General features: G+C 41.4%; 22 protein-coding genes. 6 read left to right on the top strand and 16 right to left on the bottom strand.

The features are described from left to right. Nucleotides 1-66: 66 nt before the first annotated feature. The gene (pepF, locus tag GKZ87_06055; protein QSI25074.1) at nt 67-1,833 is read left to right on the top strand and encodes an oligoendopeptidase F; all 1,767 of its coding nucleotides are present in this window, start codon (nt 67-69) and stop codon (nt 1,831-1,833) included. 244 nt (nt 1,834-2,077) lie between these two features. Here pepF and GKZ87_06050 read toward each other — a convergent pair whose 3' ends face one another. From GKZ87_06050 to GKZ87_06040, 3 genes are all read right to left on the bottom strand, one after another. Further along, nucleotides 2,078-3,034 (bottom strand): phosphoribosylaminoimidazolesuccinocarboxamide synthase, encoded by a 957-nt coding sequence (locus GKZ87_06050; GenBank protein ID QSI25073.1) that lies wholly within the window; start codon nt 3,032-3,034, stop codon nt 2,078-2,080. 670 nt (nt 3,035-3,704) lie between these two features. Continuing rightward, nucleotides 3,705-4,694, bottom strand: coding sequence for a serine hydrolase (locus GKZ87_06045; protein ID QSI25072.1), 990 nt, complete (start codon nt 4,692-4,694; stop codon nt 3,705-3,707). 369 nt (nt 4,695-5,063) lie between these two features. Next, nucleotides 5,064-6,509 (bottom strand): Rab family protein, encoded by a 1,446-nt coding sequence (locus GKZ87_06040; protein ID QSI25071.1) that lies wholly within the window; start codon nt 6,507-6,509, stop codon nt 5,064-5,066. Between the two features lie 302 nt (nt 6,510-6,811). Between GKZ87_06040 and GKZ87_06035 the strand changes: the two genes are divergently transcribed. Further along, nucleotides 6,812-7,012 carry a cold-shock protein gene (locus GKZ87_06035; GenBank protein QSI25070.1) on the top strand — a complete coding sequence of 67 codons (201 nt, stop codon included), beginning with the start codon at nt 6,812-6,814 and terminating at the stop codon, nt 7,010-7,012. A 99-nt stretch (nt 7,013-7,111) separates the two neighbouring features. Beyond that, nucleotides 7,112-7,591, top strand: coding sequence for an HD domain-containing protein (locus GKZ87_06030; GenBank protein QSI25069.1), 480 nt, complete (start codon nt 7,112-7,114; stop codon nt 7,589-7,591). Between the two features lie 35 nt (nt 7,592-7,626). On the opposite strand, the gene GKZ87_06025 is transcribed toward GKZ87_06030, so the two are convergent. Next, nucleotides 7,627-8,961, bottom strand: a complete 1,335-nt coding sequence (locus GKZ87_06025; protein ID QSI25068.1) for an MATE family efflux transporter — start codon at nt 8,959-8,961, stop codon at nt 7,627-7,629. 63 nt (nt 8,962-9,024) lie between these two features. Here GKZ87_06025 and GKZ87_06020 point away from each other — a divergent pair, with 63 nt between their 5' ends. Continuing rightward, nucleotides 9,025-9,819: a MerR family transcriptional regulator gene (locus GKZ87_06020; protein ID QSI25067.1), complete on the top strand. Its 795-nt coding sequence runs from the start codon at nt 9,025-9,027 to the stop codon at nt 9,817-9,819. A gap of 142 nt (nt 9,820-9,961) precedes the next feature. Here the strand turns inward: GKZ87_06020 and GKZ87_06015 are convergent, their stop codons facing one another. The 6 genes from GKZ87_06015 to GKZ87_05990 all read right to left on the bottom strand — a co-directional run bounded on the left by GKZ87_06015 (nt 9,962) and on the right by GKZ87_05990 (nt 17,381). Beyond that, the gene (locus GKZ87_06015; GenBank protein ID QSI25066.1) at nt 9,962-10,417 is read right to left on the bottom strand and encodes a hypothetical protein; all 456 of its coding nucleotides are present in this window, start codon (nt 10,415-10,417) and stop codon (nt 9,962-9,964) included. A 333-nt stretch (nt 10,418-10,750) separates the two neighbouring features. Then, nucleotides 10,751-11,842 carry a sn-glycerol-3-phosphate ABC transporter ATP-binding protein UgpC gene (gene ugpC / locus GKZ87_06010; protein QSI25065.1) on the bottom strand — a complete coding sequence of 364 codons (1,092 nt, stop codon included), beginning with the start codon at nt 11,840-11,842 and terminating at the stop codon, nt 10,751-10,753. A 185-nt stretch (nt 11,843-12,027) separates the two neighbouring features. Further along, complete coding sequence (gnpA, locus tag GKZ87_06005) at nt 12,028-14,199, bottom strand: 1,3-beta-galactosyl-N-acetylhexosamine phosphorylase (protein QSI25064.1); 2,172 nt, start codon at nt 14,197-14,199, stop codon at nt 12,028-12,030. A gap of 13 nt (nt 14,200-14,212) precedes the next feature. After that, complete coding sequence (locus tag GKZ87_06000) at nt 14,213-15,079, bottom strand: ABC transporter permease subunit (GenBank protein QSI25063.1); 867 nt, start codon at nt 15,077-15,079, stop codon at nt 14,213-14,215. Between the two features lie 12 nt (nt 15,080-15,091). Next, nucleotides 15,092-15,973, bottom strand: coding sequence for an ABC transporter permease subunit (locus GKZ87_05995; protein QSI25062.1), 882 nt, complete (start codon nt 15,971-15,973; stop codon nt 15,092-15,094). Between the two features lie 73 nt (nt 15,974-16,046). After that, entirely contained in the window at nt 16,047-17,381 is a 1,335-nt protein-coding gene (locus tag GKZ87_05990) for a carbohydrate ABC transporter substrate-binding protein (protein ID QSI25061.1), read from the bottom strand. Between the two features lie 444 nt (nt 17,382-17,825). On the opposite strand from GKZ87_05990, the gene GKZ87_05985 reads away from it, so the two are divergent. Next, nucleotides 17,826-18,140: a hypothetical protein gene (locus tag GKZ87_05985; GenBank protein QSI25060.1), complete on the top strand. Its 315-nt coding sequence runs from the start codon at nt 17,826-17,828 to the stop codon at nt 18,138-18,140. A 139-nt stretch (nt 18,141-18,279) separates the two neighbouring features. Beyond that, nucleotides 18,280-19,737 (top strand): arylsulfatase, encoded by a 1,458-nt coding sequence (locus GKZ87_05980; protein QSI25059.1) that lies wholly within the window; start codon nt 18,280-18,282, stop codon nt 19,735-19,737. A gap of 285 nt (nt 19,738-20,022) precedes the next feature. On the opposite strand, the gene GKZ87_05975 is transcribed toward GKZ87_05980, so the two are convergent. From GKZ87_05975 to GKZ87_05950, 6 genes are all read right to left on the bottom strand, one after another. Then, nucleotides 20,023-21,420: a HAMP domain-containing protein gene (locus GKZ87_05975; GenBank protein ID QSI25058.1), complete on the bottom strand. Its 1,398-nt coding sequence runs from the start codon at nt 21,418-21,420 to the stop codon at nt 20,023-20,025. Next, nucleotides 21,420-22,079, bottom strand: a complete 660-nt coding sequence (locus GKZ87_05970) for a response regulator (protein ID QSI27900.1) — start codon at nt 22,077-22,079, stop codon at nt 21,420-21,422. Before GKZ87_05970 ends, GKZ87_05975 begins: the two co-directional genes overlap by 1 nt. Nucleotides 22,080-22,370: 291 nt before the next feature. Continuing rightward, nucleotides 22,371-23,378 carry an SIS domain-containing protein gene (locus GKZ87_05965; GenBank protein QSI25057.1) on the bottom strand — a complete coding sequence of 336 codons (1,008 nt, stop codon included), beginning with the start codon at nt 23,376-23,378 and terminating at the stop codon, nt 22,371-22,373. Nucleotides 23,379-23,411: 33 nt separating this feature from the next. Beyond that, a complete protein-coding gene (locus tag GKZ87_05960; GenBank protein QSI25056.1) occupies nt 23,412-23,900 on the bottom strand; it encodes a hypothetical protein in 489 nt (162 codons plus the stop codon). Further along, entirely contained in the window at nt 23,900-24,310 is a 411-nt protein-coding gene (locus GKZ87_05955) for a PTS mannose transporter subunit IIC (GenBank protein ID QSI25055.1), read from the bottom strand. The genes GKZ87_05960 and GKZ87_05955 overlap by 1 nt, the downstream gene beginning before the upstream one ends. After that, nucleotides 24,303-24,749 carry a PRD domain-containing protein gene (locus GKZ87_05950; GenBank protein QSI25054.1) on the bottom strand — a complete coding sequence of 149 codons (447 nt, stop codon included), beginning with the start codon at nt 24,747-24,749 and terminating at the stop codon, nt 24,303-24,305. Before GKZ87_05950 ends, GKZ87_05955 begins: the two co-directional genes overlap by 8 nt.

The following is a 24,749-nucleotide window of genomic DNA, read 5'->3' as shown; positions in this document are numbered from 1 at the left end:
AAGAAATCACAGGCCTTCTTGTGATTTCTTTTTCTTTGGCATACAATAGAGCTGAGGTGATTATATATGGAACGTAATGAGCTTGATTCGCAACTGACCTGGGATCTTCGTTTTCTTTTTGAAAGTCAAACGGCTTTTGAAGCCCAGCTTGCGGATGCAGAAAAGGAATTGAAGCAGCTATGTGCTTCGCTGCAGGAGCTGGCTGTTGACAAGGCACATTTTATCAGCTTCATGGAGCATCAGGAAACGCTGGAGCGCTATCTTGATAATCTGATCAGCTATGCGAAAATGAGCTGTGATGTTGATCCGAAGAACATGCAGAATCAGGAAAATCTGGCAAGCAGCTATACCCTGTACCAGCAGGTACAAAAAGCGCTGTCCTCTCTGCCGCTGCTTCTGATTGAAAACAGGACACAGATAGAACAGTGGCTGTTGGAGGATGATTGCAGGGACTTTCGCTATCCGATGGAGGAGGTCTTCCGCACCATTCCTCACCGCCTAAGTGAAGATCAGGAAGCCTTACTCGCACAGGCAGGGGAGCTGATCCGCAATCCGCAGGAAACCTTTGAAAGCTTCCGTCTTTTCTTTGCCCCGGTACATGTGGATGGCAAGGAGGAATTTCTAAACGATGGAACGTATCAGCAATTTCTTAAAAACCGCAATCCGGACGTAAGAAAGGAAGCCTTTGAACATTTCTTCACTGCCTATAAGACCTATGAAAATGTATTTATGAATCTGTTGAGCGGTCATGCCCGCGGTCAGATTTTCGAGGCGAAGCTGCGTAAGTTTCCAAGTGCACTGGATGCATCCCTGTTTGAGGACGGAGTGGATAAGGCCTTATTTGATAAGGTTCTGTATATGGCAAATGAAAAATATATCGATGGTATCCATCGCTATTTTGCCGTACGCAAGCAGGTGAGCGGTCTGGGTATCCAGCATGTTTACGATATCCAGATACCACTTGTGGATACGGTGGACATTTCGTATACCATAGATGAAAGCTTTGATATCCTGAAGCAGGCACTGGCACCGCTTGGAAAAGAGTACATCCAGCTGCTTGAACAGGCAAGAACAGAGCGCTGGATTGATTTTCTGCCCTGTGCTGGTAAGCAGGGAGGAGCCTATTCCGGAGGTACATACGACTCCCGTCCATATGTACTGACGAACTTCACAAATGATTATCCTTCTCTCAGCACCCTTGCTCATGAGCTTGGACATTCTATGCATTCCTGGTATTCCCGCCATCATAACCGGTCGATGCTTTCTCAGTATACTATCTTTGTTGCGGAGGTTGCTTCCACCGTGAATGAGGTTTTATTAAACCGCTATTTGCTGGATCACAGTGACAGTGACAAGCAAAAGGCATATTTGCTATCCAACCTGTTAAACCAGCTTGTCGGCACGCTGTACCGTCAGCCAATGTATGCGGAATTTGAAAAACAGCTGTATGAAATGCTGGAAAACGGAGAGGCTGTTTCTTCACAAAAGCTGACCTCACTCTATATGAAGCTGTCAAAGGACTATTATGGAGAAGCAGTGGAGGTGGATGATCTGCAGCGTTATCACTGTTATCATATCCCTCACTTTTATTACAATTTCTATGTATACAAATACACACTCGGCATGTCTGTGGCACTAAGCTTTGCGAAAAAGATTCTGGCTGGTGATACGAAGGAATATCTGGAGTTTCTGAAAAAGGGCGGCAGTGAAGCACCGTTAGAGGAGCTGATTCATGCAGGTGTAGATCCAAGAGAGGACAGCGTGTATGACGATGCCTTTACCTTCTTTGCGAAGACGCTGGATGAATTCTGTGAGCTGATGAAGGTACACTGATACTGCGATATGCAATGATGAGAGTATTTAAACATAATAAGCTCTATTTGATATGAAATTTACTGAATAGTACCCAAAAAAGAAAGAATGCTGACATACACCATATGGATACCGGGTGTACTTGTCCGCATTCTTTTTCGTATAAGGAAATAAATCCTACAATTTCTGTTTATACTCCATACTTCTTCCTCCTTTTTCCCCAATAAGAACAGTGATGAATACTACATGACAATTTGCCATGATTTTATTGAAGGAAATTCATAATCAATGAAATCATGATTTCCTTTTCCTCAGGGTTTGATTCAGCTACCATTAGAGTGATGGCAACTAATGCGCTCTCACTTATGATTTTTTCACCATCATTATGCACCAGGGCATTATTCTTGTTTAAAAATTCAAGAAATAATGCTGCTGATATACGCTTGCAGCCGTCTGCAAAAGGATGATCCTTAATAAGAAAATACAAAAGATTTGCGGCTTTTTCTTCAAGCGTAGGATAAATTTCTTGACCAAATACTTCCTGGTACACAGCTGCCAAAATGCCGGCAACTTTTCCAGGCTCTTTTTCTACTCCGAAAACATCTGAGTCAAAGCTCATTTTGTCAATAAATTCTCTACTTTCTTCATAAGTCAATTGATAAACACATTTGGTTCCATCTGGCCTTTTTAAGCATTGATGATCGTAATCATCCAATAAAGCCAATGCTGCAGTATATTCTTCAACGACCTGGAGTACGGAGTCTGCATCTATGCCAGCCATTCCTGCTATGATCCCAGATTGTAATTGTATCGTTTTATTTAGATATTGCAGTCTTTTTTCATTAACAGCATACCCTTTAAGCATGTAATCCTTTAATATATTTGTAGCCCATTTTCTAAATTGGATTCCGCGTTGCGATTTTACCCTATACCCTACAGATATGATAACATCCAGATTATAGTTATCTACTTGATACACTTTACCATCTGTGGCAGTTGTCGCAAATTTTGCGACAACTGAATCTTTATCCAATTCTTTTTCTTTAAATATATTGTTTATATGCTTACCAATTGTTTTTATATCTCTATCAAATAAAACAGAAATTTGCTGCCTGTTTAACCAAACGGTATTTCCTTTTGGGTTCAAAGTTACATCGATCTGTAATTCTCCATCTTGAAACACCACTACATTAAAATCGCTATCTTCGATATTTTTAACCATTTTCATCTACCTCCTTCTCAAAATCTACTTACTGTATCAATACCAATACCTCTATTTAAAACCTTTGTATATACTTTTTACCTGGCAAATTTCCAGGTAGGGCATTTGTCCTCTTTAATCTTTTAAATTTTACTACGTAATATCACTTTCGTCCATACTTGCATGTTATCAGTCCATCTTATTTTCTTCTTCTTTTTTTGAAATAATATAGTGACAAGTATAAAAATGATAAGCAAAATAAGGAAAAGATAAGTTAGACGGATATGATCATATAAGAATTGTAAGATGATAATGGTTAGAAGGATAAGAACTAGGGCACTGATCGTTATCCATAAAAGATGATGCAGCAACCTCTTTGCATAAAAATGCCATGAAACCAGGCAATTCGTTTTTGATCCTTCCTCATGAAATTTTCAAAATCTTTAGGATCCATAAGACATCACCTTTTTTTCTAAAGCAAAATTATATGCGAGTTCTGTTTCAAGACTGATCCATGCCATATCGTTTTCATTAAGTTTATTTCTATAGGGGAGAGTCGGATCTATTTCCACACGCTTTTTTTAAATATCGTTGATTACGTCATCCTTGACGAAATAATCATCCAAAATAAAACAATTTTTGATGATTCCATAAAATCTCCTTTATAGATATCTAACCGTCTTTTTTATTGCTATTTCTTTTGTGTATCACAATATAACGGTTCAATAAACTGCTTGATTAGCTCCATACTATCCCTGACATTTCGCTCAAAAATGCATACCAGTGAGACGACTAGCTGTTCCTTTGGATTCACATAAATGATGTTGCCTCCATCCCCCATGGCCGCAAAGCTATGCTCTTTCTCATCAATCCACCATAAATAGCCGTAAGGCAAATTCTGCCGCTTCCAGCGGTTATGCTCAGTTGTACTATCCTGTACCCAGTGACGCGATACAAGCTGCTTGCTGTCCCACATGCCGCCATTCAGATACAGCTGTCCCAGCCTTGCCATATCCCGGGCTCTCAGACTCAATCCCCAGCCTGCAGCATGTAAGCCCTGCGCATCCGCAGCCCAGCTGCTTCTATCCGTTGCCTGATTGAACGCCATCTGTTCCTCCTTGCTTTGAAAAACAAGACTGCCCTTTACCTTGATATCCAGCGGCGTAAACAGATTCTCCTGTGCAAAATCCAACACGGATTGCTGTGTTGCCTTTCTCAGGATACCGGTCAGGATATCCGGCCCTATTAAAGGGGTGTAACGAAATGCTCCATCCTTCCCCCTTCCCTTTAGCTGATTCAGTGAAAAGGTAAGCCAGTCATCGCTTGTAAAGTATTTTATATAAGGCGGTATCCGGTATTTATATGCCGCCCGCATGGTCAATATATCCTCCAGCGTCACGTTCTCAATCTGTGAATCCTGCCGTTTTGCAGCATATTCCGGAAAAAAATCCAGTACTCTTTGATTCACATCTTTTATATAGCCCTGATCCATTGCGATTCCAATCAATATGGATACAATGCTTTTGGTGACAGAATATACATGCAATGTGCTTTGTGATGTACAGCCGTTAAAATACTTCTCATATACCAGCTTCCCATTTTTCATAATGTTCATACCGGCAATATTACGATATCTGCTTTCTATGAGCTGATTCAGCTCTGCCATTTTTTTCTGTTCCATCTGCTTCCTCCTTGTTTTTACTATCTCTATTTTACAGCCTTCCCCCAGGACAAGGTCAAGATGGGTAATGGCAGAAGAAGGGTATACCGCCTGTAAATTGCATAACGTGACCGCGATACAACGCCGCTAATAACTGCTGTCACAAATAATACACTTGCGTATTGCATATACATAACCTGTTCAAACATTATACTTAAAACAGCATTGGAAGAACGGCTTGCATTTAACGATCTCTTGCACTGCATTTGTTAAAGACTATGGTATTCATTGACATTTTTAAGGTATACTTAAAAACGCTTATGTACCATATGCAAAGCGTATGAAAAAACCTGTGTCACACATACGATATGTGATACAGGTCTTTTATGATCAATAAGAGAATTTATCGTAGTATTCCATATCCTCTAAAACGGTAATGTCCTCAATCGGATTTTCATCCAGACGAAGCTCATACAGATTCTTCAGCTTCGTTAGCGGTGTCACATCCGTAACATAGTTCGCTTTCAGGGTTAAGGAGCTCAGATAGATGCATTCCTCCAAAGGAGACAGATCCATCACGCCATTGTGATCCAGTCGCAGAGAGCTTAAATTGATCAGCTTTTTCAGTGGTGACAGATCGGTAATGACATTATTATATAAATCAATCGTGCTGAGGTTTGTTAAATCCTTTAATGGTGATAAATCTGAAATATTATTATGCGATAACCCAAGGCATTCCAGATTGATCATATCCTCCAGTGAATCAATATTGCGGATATCATTATTGCCGACATCCAGTGTTGTCATATGCTCACAGCCCTTAAGAACCTCGATATGTGTAATGTGATTGTTGAATACGTTCAGCTCTACCAGATCCTTGGCATTCTTGAGGAAATCAATATCATGCAGGAAACAGCAGCTTGCCTTGAAATAACGCAGCAGCTTCATTTCCTTCAGAATTTCCGTATGCTGTACCCGGTTTTCACTGATATCCAGCTTTTCCATCTGGATTAAACCCTTCAGATTCCGCAGATCACACAAGCCACTTTGTGTTGCCCGCAAATCCTTCAGATTTTTCAGCTTTTTCAGAAATGTGAAATCCTTTATATGGTCAAAGGATATATCAAGAACCTCCAGATTAGGAAATTCCGCTAAAATGCTTAAATCCGTTAAATATTCATTGTTTGAGATATTCAGACTGCGCAGCGTATCCTTCATATACTGCAACGGAGATAAATCAGAAAACAGGTTTGTTGATAAATCCAGTACCTCAATATGCTTGAGATATGTGAGATCGGCAATATCATACAGCCACATCTTATTCATATGAAGCTCTTTTAACTCATCCAGCATTCCAAGAATACTGAGCGGGAACGGCCCGTTTTCGATACCGACATACAGCTTTTTCAGTTTCTTGACATTTTCCAGATAGACAAGGTTATCCACCTTGCTACGCTCCAGATTCAGCTCCTCCAGATTGATCATTCCGGCCAATGCACTGATATCCATCGTATACAGATTGTTGCGTGAGATATCCAGCCGCAGCAGCTGACGGAATTCCCGCAGTGCCTGAATGTCACGCAGCATATTTTTCGACAGATTCAAAACTTCGATTTCACGAAGATCACGGATCGGTGTCAGATCCTCAATAGCATTTCCGCAAAGATCCAGATAACTCAGATTAGTTGCATATTGCAGTCCTTCCAGAGATATAATCCCGCTGCTTCTGGCAGACAGAGTTGTCAGCTCATTCAGCTTTTCCTCTGTGATATCCGCTTCCTCGATCTGCAGGGTTCTGGCGATTGCACACCGCAGCATTTCATCCTGTATGATCATAAACATTCCTCCGTTTCTTTTCTTGTATGCCTATATTATACCCCAAATGGATTAAATCTGAAACAGCTTACACAAAAAAACACGAATCATCAAAAGACTGAAAATAAATCCATACGAATTAGCAAAATAATGATTGACTTTCGGATTTGAAAGTGATATTGTTTAAGGGTAATAAAAAGCAATAATTATGATTTCACAAGTCTGGAATTGTATTTATGTGTTTCAATGTACGAATATCCAGTTTTGTGATTTTTTTATACATTGGAGGGCTTCTTATTGACACACGTATAGGAGGTACTAAAATGAGTACAGGTAAAGTAAAATGGTTTAATGCAGAAAAGGGTTATGGATTCATCACTTCTGATGATGGTAAGGACATCTTCGTTCATTACTCAAGCATCCAGAGCGACGGATTCCGTACACTGGAAGAAGGACAGGCTGTAAACTTCGACGTTGTTGAAAGCGATCGTGGACAGCAGGCTGCTAACGTAACTGTAGCGTAAGAAAAACCGTTCTTGGATCATGACCTTGTGCATGATCCTTTTTTTTGACTGTGCATATCCTGTACGGAAATGATACAATAGAGGAAAGGATGTGATGTCATGGATCGATTAGAGCTTATTCGTGAACAGAGCGACGCTATCATTCAGAAACTCAACAAGGAGGAGGAACGCAAGTTCGCCTATATCCACACATACGGAGTGGCACAGGCAGCTGCCATGCTGGCAACCATTCGAAAGCTGGATGTGGAGCTGTGCTGTATCGCTGCCATGCTGCACGATATTTCACTTTACGCATTGAATTGTCCGCATGCAGGTCATGCACAGCGAAGTGCGGAGTATGCAAAGGGATTGCTGGAAAAGCTGGAGGTATTCAGTGAGGAGGAAATCCGGATACTGACACATATGATTTCCGTGCATTCTGATAAAATGACGCGGCATGACGGGCCGATGTCTGAGCTCCTGAAGGATGCGGATGTCTTACAGCATTATCTGTACAATCCAAAAATTGAATTGTCGGAGAAAGATAAGGTGCGTCTGTTTTATCTTCTGGAGGATTTGAAGTGTGCAGAAGTGGAATAGAAAAGCGGGATTGCCATATAACCCGCTTTTTTAGTTTACACCTGCTGCACTACCTGTTGTGAAGATACCTGTGTTTTTTTCCTGCTGCGAAGCATACATCCGATGCTGACCAGGAGTGTACTGCTTTCACATACCAGCGTCGCATACCAGATTCCCTCTCCCTGAAACAGCTCGCCCATGATCCATATGGAAGCAGCGATAAAGACAAACCCGCGAAGCAGTGAAATCGTGAACGAGTATCTGCTTTTTTCCACAGCCGCAAAATAACCGCTGCATACGATATTGTAGCCGATTACCAGATAACAAAGAGAATATATCCGAAAGGCATGAATGGTATCATTGTACAGGACGGTACGTGAGGAATCAATAAATATGGATACGAGCACAGGTGTCATAATCAGACATACCGCCAATGCTATAATTGACATGACCAGTGTGGAAATCAGGGCATAGTGCAGAAACAGACGGCATACTCGTTCCTCTTTGCGTCCTCTGTAAAAGCTGACAAGCGGCTGCATTCCCTGAGATATACCGGTAAACGTCATCATCACGATATTATAAATATAAGTTATAACCGTATAGGTAACGACCCCGCTATCTCCGATATGCTTTAAAATCGCATGGTTAAACAGAAAAATAATAGTACCTGCAGACAGCTCCGTTATAAAATCTGCTGTGCCAATCGGTATGATCCGCTTGTAGATGGTCAAATCCATCGTAGTTTTACACCAGTGAATGGTTCCCTTTTTTCCCAGGAAATGAAGGGTGAATACAGTGAATGTTAATACCTGTGATAAGCCTGTCGCAATCGCTGCACCACGAATCCCCATTCCAACATGGACAACCAGAATATAATCCATCACAATGTTTGTGATCGCTCCCACCGTTACCGCAGTGGTTGCCAGCTTTGGAAATCCGTCTGTTTTAACAAGCACCTCCATAGAATAGGATACGATAAAGAAAAACGTAAACCAGATGAGAATCCCCAGATAATCATGAACATACGGAAGCGTTGCTTCACTGGCTCCTAGAAACAGTGCCAATTCATTTTGAAATACCAGTGCCAGAAAAGTAATAATCAAGGCACAGACGGTCAGAAAAATCGTATTTCTCGTAAATGTTTCATTTGCGCTTCTCATATTGTTTTCACCACGATAAATGGCTACGACCGTACTCGTTCCAACAGAGAAGAGAATGGAAAAGGCAAAGATAAAATTAACATATGGCATGGAAATATTTACGGCTGACAATGCATGCTCACCGACAAAACGGGCCACATAAATGCCGTCTACCATCGTATACAGATTGAACACCAGCATGGAAACCACGCTGGGAATTACAAATTTGAAAAACTGTTTTTTATGATTCATAATATAACCTCACTTGCATATTTATCTTAAACCCTGGTATAATACCAGAGTCAAGAGGTAATTATGAAAACATACTATAAAATCAACGAAATATCAAAATTATATAATATCGGACAGGATGCTCTGCGATATTATGAGGAGCTTGGTATTCTGCATCCTATGCGTGACAAAAACAATTACCGGCAGTATACAACAAGTGATATACACCGGCTAAATGTGATCCGAGATCTTAGAAACCTGGGATTTTCCATGCAAAGTATTCGGGAATATCTGGAAAATCGAACAATCGCCAACAGCCTGGCATTTATGGAGGAGGAAGAACGCATCATAAATAAAAAAATTGAGGAGCTGTATCAGTTGAAAATTGATATCCTACACCGTTCGGCTTCCTTGAAGGCCTGTCAGCAGCTGCCAATGGAAACGATGGAATTGCTGAAGCTGCCGCAGCGCAAGTGTGTGGCTCTAAAAACAGATACGGTACACGATGATGTGGATTACCAGCTGATGAAGCTCTCTAAGGAATATGAAAAAAACATTTATACGATTGCTAATTTCAACACCGGCTTTTTTCTGAAGATTTCCGACGATAACCAGATTCATGCAACCTCTGTTTTTATTGCCGGTGAATCCTTACAGGAATGGGAATTCACACTGCCTGCAGGAACCTATCTGAATCTGTATTATCAGGGGGCAAGAGATAAATCCTATGAGCATCTGCATAAAATGCTGCAATATTGTAAGGAAAACGGATATGTGACAGGAAACCATATGATGGAATTCTTCGTTATTGATACCCATGAAACACGGATACAGGAGGAGTATATTACACAGCTTCAGATTGAACTCAAGAATATATAATTCATGCGACAGCATACAGAGCAAAGCGGATTATCTGTATACAATCATATCAAACATTATATTCTGCAATACTGTATTTCGAAACGCATCAGTAAGGGATCACAAATAAAAACAGCAGTCTTGCATTGGCTGCTGTTTTCATTTACTTACGAATGAGCGGAGCTCTGTTTCCCTTTACTGTATAGGGAAGCCGAGCTACTGCCTCCAATATTTCCTGCATACTCCTGCGGATTTCTTCCACATCATATCCCTGCTCTTCGCAGTCCGCAAGAAATTCTTCAATAACCTCATCATACCGGTTTTTATGTGCTGTATTGCGTTTTTTCCAGTTGACACCAGCAAATGCCGGTAATATCTTTGTGTTTATTGGAAGTATGCCTTTTTTCATCCAGAGTGCTATTATGGGATAGCCGGGATAATGCTGCCAAACAGTCGCATTATCATTGCTGGAAGCCTCATCATCATAAAATCTGACCGTATACGTCTTTGCATAGTCACTGCTATCTACAAGTGCTTCCTGTTCCTTAAGGATGATGCGATCATCTGCCAGTGCACTGCAGGCCTCATAAACCTTTGCTAATGGGGGTAGTTTTTCCACATAATCACCTTCCTGCTATTAGGATACCATGATATATATCGTTTATAAAGAGGTTTTCCACTTTTCCACACTGTTTTCCACAAATGGTGGAAAAGTAAAAAAATACCGGTATCTGTGATGAAATACCGGTTACTGACGATTTCCAATTCGAGTAGGAGAATGAAATTCCTCCTAAATTCTATACGCATTTCCAACCGCCTCCCTGTCATGCGGCAGCTAGTGCTGTTTTTAAGCATGAGGGAGGCTTTGCCGTTCAACATATCTGAAAGAGGAGGGACGATTGCTTTACGGCAAACAGATGGAATGCCTGCATCCCTTACGGGATGTAAGAACCTAAATAATTGTTTCCTCTGTTTCCTTATCAAAGAAATGAACCTTGCTAAGATCCATAGCCAGCTCAATATCCTCATGTGGTCTTGCTTCAATACGAGCTGCGACCTTTGCCTCCAGACGCTGTTTTCCAAAACGTCCATGCAGGATAAATTCATGACCGAGAAGCTCGCTGACCTCAACATCAAACATAAAATGGGAGGTCGGATATGTTTCCGCAACAATTCCTTCCCCATGCAGATCCTCGGGACGGATACCCATAACAACTGCTTTTCCATCATACGGCTTCATAGCCTCATGGAACATATCCGGAAGCTCTATCCGCTGTCCGTTGCATATAAACGAATCCTTTTCATAGGTTCCCTGCAGGAAATTAGTCGCAGGTGCCCCAAGGAAGCCGGCAACGAACATGTTCTTCGGATTGTTATAGATTTCCTTCGGTGTGCCGATCTGCTGAATATAGCCTGCCTTCATGACAACAATACGATCCGCCATAGTCATCGCTTCCGTCTGGTCATGGGTTACATAAATCGTTGTTGCATTGATACGCTCATGCAGCTTGATAATTTCACTTCTCATCTGTACACGCAGCTTGGCATCCAGATTGGAAAGCGGCTCATCCATCAGGAATACCTTCGCATTTCGCACGATTGCACGTCCCAGCGCAACACGCTGCCGCTGTCCACCGGATAACGCCTTCGGCTTACGATCTAGATAATCCTCAATTTCAAGAATCCGTGCAGCATCACGAACACGCTTGTCAATTTCTTCCTTTGGTGTCTTTTTCAGCTTCAGACCAAATGCCATATTGTCATAGACACTCATATGCGGATACAATGCGTAGGACTGAAAGACCATGGCAATATCACGATCCTTTGGTTCCACATCATTCATCAGCTTGTCATCAATATAAAACTCTCCGGCGGAGATATCCTCCAATCCTGCAATCATACGCAGAGTTGTTGATTTTCCACATCCGGACGGGCCTACGAAAACAATAAACTCCTTATCCTTGATTTCAAGATTGAAATCAAAGACAGCCTGTACATTATTATCATAGATCTTATCGATATGTCTTAATGATAAATCTGCCATTTTACTTCCTCCTTCTTATTTATACTTCCGATTGTAGATATAAAGCTCTGCGAGCAGTCCGGCGAGTCCGGCAATCTCCAATCCCAGATTGCCAAGACCGACACTTTTCTGTCCGATGACGATCATGCCAAGGAACACAAAGAACAGAACTGCCATGATGATATTCCTTACAATATTGGTTTCCATTATTTCATCACCATCCATCGTATTTCCCCAGGCTGCAGTGTCACATGTTTGAGAGTACCCTCTCCGTCATACACACCACTTTCCTGGATTTCATTTGTATTATTTAAAATTGCATACTGCTTTGACTGCGGATATGCATGTACCTCGCAGTACAGATTGTCCGCATACCATTTTTTGAACGCTTCCTCTTTTCCTGCTGCATGATACAGTGCACGCAGGAGGATTCTCGTATTCTGTGTGCTGTAAGGTAGCCCTGCGATATACACACAGCGTCCATTTCCATAGGCATGTGCTGCCAGATTTACTTCACCGTTGTTATAAGCGATGATCTCCGTATCCTCATGCAGGGCATAAATATTTTTCATACCCTCCCCGAAATCCAGAGGCTCCACAACATCCTCTGTTATGAAGTGAGTAGCACACGGTGTATGGAAGTATTTATCTGTATGCAGGGTGAAGCCCAGCTCCTTATCGACACCGAAGGCATCTGCCAGCTGGAAGAAGCGCCCACCATGCTCATAGGCCGTCGGTTCACCGATTCCAACCAGACCATGACCTTCGTAAACCCATGCGCGCAGCATGCTGACCAGCTTTTCATTTTTCCAGATATCACCACCGGAAAAGGCTGTTCCGGCATCCCCAGCATTGATAATCACATCAATATCTGACGGAATCCCCTGCTCCAATAGCTCATCAAAGCTGAGGAACACAACATCGACGCTGGCACCGCTCAGGGATTCCAGCATACCGTTATAAGAATAAATCTGCTTACAGTACAGTCCATGCGCCACCATGTAGGCATGCCAGCTGCGCAGCGCCCCCCAGTGATTGAGTATGGCAACCTTTAGACCGCAATACGGTATCTGATCATGCACGATATCATAAATCTGACGGAATTCCTCACAAACCTTTTCAATGTATTCCACAAATTTCGGAAATTTATAAGCAAGACTCGGATACCCGCCGTATCCAATCCGATCGATTGGCTTACGCATGATGGCACGTCTGGCACTCAACCAGTTATCCACCGCTTCGATCACCGGATCATTGCCTTCATGGAAGGTATCCGGGAAGAAATACGGAAGGAATCTGCCTTCATGGTACTTCACACCAGGGATATCGGAAATCAGGCGCAGAGTTGCACCGCCTCCGACACTGCCAACCACGGCATCCAGACCGATAGAAGGAAAGTATTTTCCATACGGCTCGGTTCCGATCCAGTTATCACCGAGAAACATCATCGCTTCCTTACCGGCTTCATGCACCAGATCTACCAGCTCCTTTGCCCGTTCGCTGACAAAGCGCTGTGTAAAATCGATATATTCCTGATATTCCTTCGTTGGAACACAGAAGGTGGAATTATAATATCCGTTCTGGACAAAGACTTCCGGCCGCAGGCGATAGCCCTTTTCCTGTTCAAATGCAAGAATCGCTTCCGTGGAGACACTAGCACCATAGCCGCACCAGTCTACAAATTTTTCCTTCGCATATTGATTGAAAATCAACGTGAAGTGATAGAAGAAGGTCGTGAAGCGCACAACATCGCAGCGCTTATTCTCTTCCTCCTGCAGCCAGTCTTTCAAGTAATCAACAACATAGCTTCTACTGTACGGCTTGCGGACATCAAACGGTATCTCATGAGGCTTATCTCCCCAGTCGTTGGTAATATGATTGTACATCTGCGTAGGATCCCAGAGAATATAAGCAAGAAAGCTGACCGTATACTCATGAAACGGGTTCGCATGATGTATGATAACTTCATTCTGTTTTTGATCCAGCTCCCAGCTTGCAGGATCAACTACTGTATCACTGGTACGGTCAATGACTTCCCACCACTGTTTGGGATCATGATCATAATCCGGCGTGACCTGCTGGTTGAAGTATTCTGCCGCAAACGCAATGCGGACATCTTCATTTACTGCCAGTGTATAAGCGCTCATCAGGTAGATCTGCTGACATTCCTCCATGTGCTGCTGGGCAAATTCATTGTGCCCTCTGGCTACGAAATATGTGGTATATATCTTCGCATTCAGATTGCGTATTCCTTCATCAAGCTTTGTACCGTCGCTGTCACGAATCGCATCCGCCCCCCAGCGCTCCAGTAAATCTTTTGTTTCTTCCAGAAAATTGCTTTCTCCAGGCAAAGTTACTCTGCCGAATGTTTTTTTCATAGTCGTGTAACTCCTAATCTTTCAGACCTCCAAGGCTCATACCCTGGGTCAGTTTCTTCTGTACACAGATGTACAAAATCAAAGTTGGTACCATGACGATTACAAGACCTGCATACATGACACCGTAGTTTGCCTGCGAGCGCTGATCCGCCATTAGGAATTTCAAGCCGACAGCCAAGGTCGCATTATCCTTATCCATCAGGGTAAAGGCCATGATATACTCATTCCAGAACGCCAGGAACTGAAACAGAATAACGGTGATGATACTCGGTCTTGCCATAGGAATCATGATTTTCGTCATTGTTTTGAAATATCCGCAGCCATCGATCAGCGCTGCTTCCTCATAAGCCTTTGGCAGTGTTTTGAAATATCCGCTTAACAGATAAATCGTAAACGGAAGACTAGTAGCCGCATTGACAAGTGCCAGCATTACCTTGTTGTTCAGGAATACCTCCACACCGAGCAGCTGATCCGCCTGAAACAGCATCAGATAAATCGGTAATACGATATAATTCACATTGACAAACAGACCTGCCATAAATAAAGCATTGAAGAATTTCTTTCCCTTAAACGGATATCTTGCCAGTACATAGGATGCCGGCAGTGCCAGCACGAGCAGGAAAATCAGTCCAAGTACAGTAACGAATACGGAATTGATGAAATACTCTCCCATGCGGGCCTGTTCCATCGCATCAACAAAATTGCTCCACAGAAACTGTGTCGGCATGGACCAGGGGTCTCCAACCAAATCCAGCTGTGACTTCACACTGGACAGGAATACCCAGGCAACCGGAACGATGATACTGATGGCGAATACAATCATTGCCACATAGACGAAGATCTTATACCAGGCATGAGGCGACATTTTTTTCTTATTCATAGCTCATACCTCCTAGAATTCCAGAACATCACGTTCTGTGATTTTGTTCAGTAAACCAGACAGGGCGAAGGAGAAGATAAAGGTAATAACACCGATTGCCATACCATAGGAATAATTTCCTCCAAAGGCCTTGTTATACATATAGTTCAGCGGTACTTCACTTCCAAGATCTCCATTCGTATTGATCTGAATGAACATAAAGCTCAAATTGATCGTGGAAATAACGAAGAAGGTCAGTGTCGTTCGGATATTGTTCCAAATCAGAGGAAGAGTAATCATGAAGAACTGCTTTACCTTTCCTGCCCCTTCCAGAGCAGCCGCTTCGTACAGATTTTCCGGAATGGACGACATACTAGCCATATACATAACCATGTAGTAGCCGATTGCCTGCCATACCAGTGCAAAGATAATGGAATACAATATGATACCGGAATCTCCCATCCATTGCTTTTGCAGCATACCGAGCCCAATCATTTCAAGGAAGCTGTTGAGCAGGCCATTATCCGGAGCATAAATAGCCGAGAAAATACCGGCAATAACAACGATACTGAGAATATTAGGAATATAGAAGATTACACGGAAGAAGTTCTTTCCCTTGAATTCTTCCCTTGTCAGTAAGGTCGCAAACAGAACAGCGAGTACAACGGTGAACAATGTCACCATTACAATGATCAGGATCATGTTCTGCATAGATTCGATAAATCGCGCATCACTAAATAAAATTTTAAAGTTGTTCAATCCTACAAACGAGGCATCACCGACGATACCCGTTTTCCCATACAGAGAGTAACGGAATACGTTGAAGGTAGGAATCACCATAAAGAGAATCACAAGGATGACAGCCGGTGCCAGGCAGGCAAAGACAAACCTTCTCTGTGCTTTCTTTTTATTCATTGCTTAACCCTCCTTTTCTAAAAAGCAGTGAGCGATTCGCTCACTGCTAGTTCAATAAATCATGTTCACAAATTTATTTTACTGGATGCTCACTAATCGTTTTCCAAGTTTTCACTAATTCACTGTTCCACTTTTCAGCAGTAGTCTTACCAGTATTGATATCATCAGCTGTGAAACATAATACCTTCTTCATGTCTACATCAGGGATTGCTGCAGAGTCAAATGGTGCAAATGCGCCGATAACTGCAGTTACGTTCTCGTCATTATAAACATTGTACAGCTCTTTGTTAACGCCTGTCAGCTTGTCTGTGATACCGTTAATAGGTACTACACAGTTGTATTTCAGCATGATGTTTGCGCCTTCTTCAGAATAGATAAATTTCAGGAATGCTTTTGCATCATCCTTGTTCTTTGCTTCAGAAGGAATCCAGCACTGCTCTGTAAATGTAGTGATGGCTTTCTTTCCGTCTTTTGTCAGTGCAGGAACTGCCGTTACGCCCCATTTGAAGTCTTTTGGAGTTGTAGCTTCCATTTCACCAACTACCCAGCTACCGTTTGGCATGAATAAAGCCTTACCATCAATAACAGCCTGCTGGTTCTTTGTGAATCCGTCTTTTACGTTTGCATTAGCAACTGTATTTGGTTCCATGTAGTCTTTTACAAGACGTCCAATCGTATCGGTAACCATCTTACCTTCTTTGCTGCTCCAAGCCGCAGAATCATAGTTCAGCAGTTTGCTTAACAGCTCCTGTCCGCCAGCTTCCTGAATAACAGAGAGAATGGTGTTGTCCAGATAGCCTGCTGTTGCATATGTGAACAGAGATACCTTACCGTCTTTCTTCAGCTCATCGCCCAGTTTAAACATATCGTCCCAGGTCTGAGGAATTTCATATTGCTTTCCTTCACCTACCAGGTTTGCATTGTAATATAAACCACCAGGTGTATACATGATTGGTGCCAGATAGTTTTTGCCGTCACCATAGAACTGAGATACCGGGTTGTTTACGAAATCCGGGTTGATGTTTTTCTTAACGTTTTCATCTGCGAACACATCAGAGATGTCTTCTACCTTTTTGCTGTTTAACTGTGTTTCTGTAAACTGGCTCTGCTGACCCAGGTTGTAATAAACGATATCGGAATATTCCCCTTTACTGTTTTCCTTGTTCAGAACTGCCGGCAGGTCTTTTTCAAAGCGAAGCTCTACCTTTACATCTTTGTTTTTCGCTTCAAATGCCTTTGCCATTTCCTTCCAAACTTCTTCGCCGTTTCCTCCAGAGAACGCATCGAATTTGATGACACGTTTTTCGCCGTCGCTGCCAGAAGACCCGTCATCCTTCTTGCTGCTGCAGCCTGTAACAACGCTTGCGGCCATTAACCCAACGCAAGCAAGTGCTACCATTTTTTTCATAATGAATTTCCTCCTTCATCTGGATATGTTTTCCATACCTAAATATTACTGAATGTAAGCGTTTTATGCAATGCATATATTGTTCTGTTTTTTATAGATATTGCTTTTCAAACAATAAAATGCAATATCTTGAAATTCTTTTCAAAACTCACATTTTTTACATTTGTTTACAATAACAGACAACCATCATTATATAAGATAAATCGAAGAAAATAAATACAAAGTATATGAAATTTCTTTGATTTATAAGATAATTCAATAATTTTCATAGCAAAATACCAACAAACAAATATAATCCATAAAACACATATGATGTATACCATATGTAAAACTAGGCAGTCGATGAACCATCCTTCTATTATCACGTTCTTTTATTATATTTTAAAAGCCCACTATCCTATATAAACGATATCCTTATATGTACCTGTTTTCGTTACATACGATATGCAGCAGACCTATGATTTACACAGCTATCTCTTCGTCTATAGCACAGTCTATCTTGTCATCGGTATTTCTTTATTCTTCCTGCATCATTGCTATCAGCGAATAAATATAACGAATCGCTGCTGTATCGAAGTATTTAACTTTATCATTCTTGCTATATACTTCATGAATTTCATAGGTGGAATACAGATACTTCCGGTATTTTCCAACCTCCTTGTCACAAGCTATGCTCAGGGCATGACGATGATATATACAGGATTCATCCTGTGCGATTTCATCACCATTGCAATCTCAAAATTTCATCCAGTAAAATGATACCATCACTTCCCGTATTCTGATTCATTTTCAGGATACGGTTTTCTTGCCTTGTTTTTTCAGATAATTGTCACAAAAAACGTTTCACATTTCCTTTTTCCACTCTTTCCTATATAATGAACAGGTAGAAGGTGAAATTATGAAACAGAATGTGAACGTACTATTGATTGTCTGTGATCAGTTTCGTGGGGATGCTTTATCCTTTGCGAACCATCCGGATGTTAAAACCCCTTATCTGGATTCTCTGGCTGCGGATGGTGTCTTTTTCTCAAACGCATATTCTGCAACCCCAAGCTGCATACCGGCAAGAGCTGCCCTGCTCACCGGAAGAAGCCAAAAGCGTCATGGACGCGTTGGTTATCTTGACGAGGTGGAGTGGCGTTATCAGCATTACATGGCGGAGGAGTTTTCAAATAGCGGCTATCAGACGCAATGTATAGGCAAGATGCATGTACATCCTCCAAGACTGACCTGCGGGTTTCAGAATCTGCAGCTGCATGACGGCTACCTGGGTTGTTACCGCAATATGCAGATTCCCCACTGGATGCATCAGGATGTAACAGATGATTATTTGTATGATTTACGCAATGCACTGGGTGAGGACGCTGATATCAACGCTACCGGTGCTGAGTGCAACTCCTGGGTAACACATCCATGGATATATGAGGAACGCCTGCATCCGACCAACTGGGTTGCTGATCGCAGTATCCGGTTTCTGAAAACGAGAGATCGGACAAGACCGTTTTTTTTGATGTCCTCTTTCGTCCGACCGCATCAGCCGCTGGATCCGCCGCAAACCTATTTTGATATGTATAAGGATAAGGCTCTGCGATTGCCCGCAGATGGTGACTGGGATCCGCAGGAGGGCTGTGGTACTGCTGGAAGAATATCCGATTCCATCTATGGCTGTTGTGATGAATCTATGCGTTTGGATGCTATGGCCGGCTATTATGCGTCTATCACGCATGTTGATCATCAGCTTGGCCGTATCCTGACAGCGCTGAAGGAGGACGGTGTTTACGATGATACGATTATCCTGTTTACCAGCGATCATGGAGAAATGCTGTTTGATCATCATTTATGGCGTAAGGTTTTTCCATATGAAGGAAGCACTCATATTCCTTTTCTAATGCATATCGGCAAACATATCGCCGATGTTATACCACATACCGTAAATGGTATTACTGAGCTGCGTGATGTCATGCCAACATTGCTGGATCTATGTGAAATTCCTGTACCGGATACCGTGGACGGCTGTTCTTTGAAGAAATGTATTTTTCAGGAAGCCTCCTTTATCAGAAGCTATCTCCATGGGGAACACAGCTTTCATTCACAGCTTTCCAATCATTACATTGTCACAGAGCAGGATAAATTTATCTGGTACAGTGAAACTGGTGTAGAACAATATTTCGATCTGGTACATGATCCCCGGGAAACGCATAATGCCATTGCGGATACAGACAAACAAAAACGAATTGCCAAGCTGCGCCGCATACTTATCGAGGAGCTGCAGGATCGTGAGGAAGGCTATAGTGACGGAACCAGGCTAATCTGCCAAAAGCCGGTTGATCTCTTAAGCAATGTACACGATTACTAACCGCATAGTCTGCGGTTTTTTTCATTATGTCGTTGATACCCAAGTACAGTTAAGATAGCGTACAGCTTTTTTAAACAGCTTTTTATTACTATTCCAGTATCCCTCGTTCCTGACACATATGCGCAAAATGCTTTATTTCCTGTTCTGCATTTGCTGTCACATAACGACAAAAAAATGCAATATCATCCAGAAATTGAACAATATTGCATCCTTTATAGTCTTATGATCCTATCTTATATTTTTATGTTAATTTACGATAGCCATTCGTATTAAGCAGCCATTTTTCTATCTGCCTTTTTTTACAGGCTTTTCCGGCTTATAAATACGGAAGATAACTCCCTCTGCCATATTCTCACCGACAACCTCATAGCCATTGGCACTTACGACCTTTGCCACAATCGACAGTCCTAGACCAAACTTCCCGCCTTTTCCCATCTCATATGGTTTAAACAGTACCTTTAAGCGATCCTCATCCATACATGGACCGTCATTGGAAATTGTCAGACCATCCTCTTCATTCAAGTGAATATCAATCGTCGTCTTTGCGTAACGCAAAGCATTTTCAATGATGTTCTCAACAACAACACGCCATGGCTCTGCCAATCCGTCAAAATAAACCTCCTGTAAATCGGTTTGTATATGGATATCCGAACGGATCACCTTCGTATTTTGTACTACGGTTTCTACAATTTCCTCCATATTGGAGCCGATTCCTTCACAGTCCTGAGAAATCAGATATTCCACACGATTCATAAACAGCAGGGAATGTACCTTCTGTTCAAGACGGTCTGCATTTTCAATTATAACATCGACACTCTTTTCCAAGGTCTCATACGGATAAATACCATCCTTTATGCTTTCCCCATAGCTCTTAATCGTCGCAATCGGCGTTTTCAGATCATGAGAAATATTATGAATCATTTCTTCCTTCGTCTTTTCCTGCTTTCGCAGCTCCTCGCGCATGCTGACAAGGGCATCTGCCAGCTCTCCTATTTCATCGCGGCGATTGACCCGCAGGGTGGCATCCTTACCAACCTTGACACGTTCAATATAGTTTCGTATCTGATTCAGAGGATGAATCAGTGTCAGTACCCACATCATCATGATGATGAAGAAGAAGCCGACCACAATCACGGTAATATAAACGACACTGTTGATTAGGGAATTTTCCAGTTTTCCCATATTATCACTGTACATCTTACTTACAAGCAGCTGACCATCTGCCACCTTATAAATGCTGTAATAGGAATCCCTGTCCCTGCTGACCTTTTTCACAATACCATGGCGAATATCCCCTGCGGCACAATTCTCATTCACCCGGACGATATCCTCTGTTATGGATTTTCCTTCATTGCTGTCCATATTCATATCAGAAGTGTTTTTCCCTGCCAGTGTTACCTGTGTTCTCCCATCCAGCGTCTTGGATACCCGTACCATAAAGCTGTCAATCCCTGCAGCTGAAAAAATAAACTGCCGCTGATCATAGCTGATATCATCACTCGTCGCCCAGCTTTGCAGTGTGGAATCCAGTGTACCATACATCTGTTCCCGTATCACCGTGGTAACATTGCCGTTGATATAGACAAAGAAGAAAACCGCAAAAAATGTCACGAAGAAAAAGATCAGTGCAAACAGCTGCTGTGTCAGAGACAGCCGTTTGACAAATTCATTAAAACGCTTCATTATCCTAAACGGTATCCGTAACCGTAGATGGTATGAATGTTCAGATTTGGAAGCTTTTTACGCAGTCTTCGCAGAGTATCATCCACAACACGGTCACTTCCAAAATAATTTTCCTCCCAGACACTGGTCAGAATTTTATCCCGGTTAAACGCCATTCCCTTGTTTTTGATAAACAGCATCAGCAGATCGAATTCCTTGGTTGTCAGATCGATTTCCACACCATGATCAAATACCTTACGCTGTTCCTCATCCAACTCATAACCGTCCACCATAATACGGTTGTTGTCATCCTTGTAAACACGCTTGATCACATTGTTTACACGCAGCACCAGCTCCTTAGGAGAAAAGGGCTTTGTAATATAGTCATCACTTCCCTTTTCCAGTCCAATGATACGGTCAAATTCCTTATCTCTGGCAGACATGAAAATAACGGGGATATCCCTGCCCTGTAACCGGATTTCCTCTATCAAATCAAAACCGCTCTTATCATCCAGCATGATATCCAGAATCCACAAATGCACATCATCATCCATTACATGTGCGCTTGCTTCTTCATATGTATAATAAGAACGTACCTCATAGCCTTCCTTTTTTAAATACTGATTCACTAGATCGTTGATGGCCTTTTCGTCTTCCACAACGCAGATTACTTTCTTCATTAACATCACCTCATACTCCTATTTTAGACTAAATTATGTGAAAAAAAAAGCTATTTTTCAAAGTAGCTGCTTTTCACATGGATTTCTCACATTTGCCTAGATGTTTCCTGTCAATTTCCGACAATTCCCGACAATTTCTCCGGAAAAGGAAAAGAACCCATCCCGTAAGATGAATAGCATATGATTACAATCCTTTACTCTAAATAATTAACGAATGAATACTTCCTCACTCTCTAATATTATGAAAAAGGACTGTTGTTCGTATTCCAAGCTTTACAGTCCCTGTTTTCTTTAATATTCAAATTTACGATAATAACGGCGATATTTCAAGTCATGCTTTGTATATTTCTCATAATGCTTTTGTAAACGGTCTGACAAAATAGCTGTTAAGATACACGGCGATAACAATACACGGAACTTATCATCAATACCCTCAAATTGATAATCTCTTGTATCAAATACAACAACATTATCCGTAATTTTTTTACAGAATCTTTCCACTCTTTCATCCAGCTGACGGTTATTATCCTCTCCCTTTACTACAAAAACCGGCATGCCAGGCTCCAGCAGCTCCAAAGTACCATGGAAAAATTCAGCGCTAGTTACTGCTTTTGTACGTATCCACTGCATTTCCTCCAGAATACACATGGTGAATAAATAGGTTTCTCCCCAGAGCATTCCGGATCCTGTATATATATTATAAGGCTCCTGATAAAAACGTTTTGCGACATCATCCGCAATCGGATCAAACTCTTCACGAATTCTTACCAAATTCTTATGCAGCTTATGCATTTGTTCAGCAAAACGATCATAATCATCAAATTCTCCACGCAGCTGCAGCAGCTTTAAGACAAAGAGATAAAACATCAAATAGCTGTCTTCACAATCAGCAACATTATTTTGAATGAGATCATCGGCCTGTTTAGCTAACACTGATTTTGGATCGCCTGTGAACACTACTATATGAGAACCGATTTTTTTACAAATATCAATTGCTTCTACAACTTCCTTCGTGTTTCCGGATGTTGATGCGGTTATTACAAGACTGTCCTTTGTTAAACGACGGTTTCCATTTACATTAAATTCAGCGGCATTTTCCAAATAAATATCAGCATCACTATATTTCTTCATCGCATAAACAATCGGATGAAACTGTGCCCATGTACCACCGATTCCTATAAAAAATATATTTGTATAGCCCTTTTCATGGATTTGAACAGCGAGCTCTTTCATGCTGTCCAGCAATGACATGGTATAGGCTCCACCCTTTAAATATTCTTCTTCATTAAATTTTAACATGCTTTCTTCATCCTCTCTTTTCCTATAACTTACTTATGGCTCATACGTAAATAGCTTCTTTTTTGTAAACACTGATTTGCGGCTATCACTAACCTGGCGGATATCAATACTGCAATCCTTGACTAAGAATTCATTCATAGCACAAACATCCTTTTCTGTAACATACACACTATTTGCGATCCTTTTTTTATCCGGCGCATAAATCGTTTCTCCAATATTAAATGATGTGATATGCAAAGCCTCGCACACTTCTATGCATGGTAATATATCACGCAGCAATACCAGACAACGGTATTTCTTATCGCCTGCATGCTTGCGTAGTGCCTGAATGCCCTCTTCAATGGAATGCATTTCCAAATTCACAAACGGAGGTACACATATTTTAAACATTTTCATTTTATATGGCTCGCTCATAAGCTCATCATCTAAGATAAAAATCGTGTTGGAGTTCGTAGATTTTAACCAGGAATGAATGATTTGTCCATGCACCAGTCTGAAATCCACACGTACATGCTGAATCATTAGAAATTCTCATCTTCGGCCAGCGGCGCGGTATTATTTAAAAAAACAATATACTGGCTGCTATTCGCTTTTAAATGTGCAATCAGCTCCTGCATCGTTCCCTGAAATAAAACAGTTTCTATCAATAATGGCAGATTCATTCCTGCAATCAACTCAAAGCTCTTTCTTTCCATACAGGAATAAAATGCAGTGTTCACGCTGCCACCAAACAAGTCTGTAAAAACCAGTATTTCATCATCATAACGATTCAGCATTGTTTCAATTTCTTTTGTTACATTTTGTGTATCCTCCATATAACAATTCAAATATGCAACGTTTGAAAGCTTCTCCTGTCCTAAAATAATACGTAATGCATTATATAAGCCTTCCGCAAGGTTCCCATGACTTGCTAAAATAATATGTCTATCCATGCTGTTCCTCCTCGATATAGATATAGTCGTACAAATATTTTATTTCACTAACTGGAAGCTGAACACTGTAGCTTTCCAGCATATTGTGAAAGCTTTGTTCTGTAATCTGTATAAACCTTTTGTTTTTTTCTAAAAATGCTTCTGTGATATCCTTATCCACATGAATCTCGTTTTTGGTTACTAGTCGCTCAATCAGAAAGCAGATATGTATATAAATACCAATTCTGGTTCTGGCATCTATGCTCTTTTTTAAACTCTGAATCAATTTCTCCACAGAATCGACAACCAGATCCATTAAATTCTTTGCATTCAGTATTGTTAGATTTTCAACAACATTCTCTAAAGAAAAGTTTTTAATTAAGTTCATGTGAAATACAGCTGTTTGCTCTTTTGTAAAATATTGATTCAATACAATATTAAGTTTATCTAAATTTCGCAT

The sequence above is a fragment of the Erysipelotrichaceae bacterium 66202529 genome (assembly GCA_017161075.1).
Lineage (GTDB): Bacteria > Bacillota_I > Bacilli_A > Erysipelotrichales > Erysipelotrichaceae > Clostridium_AQ.
The sequence above is the reverse complement of the archived record's forward strand: the minus strand, read 5'-3'. Positions and strand labels throughout refer to the sequence as shown.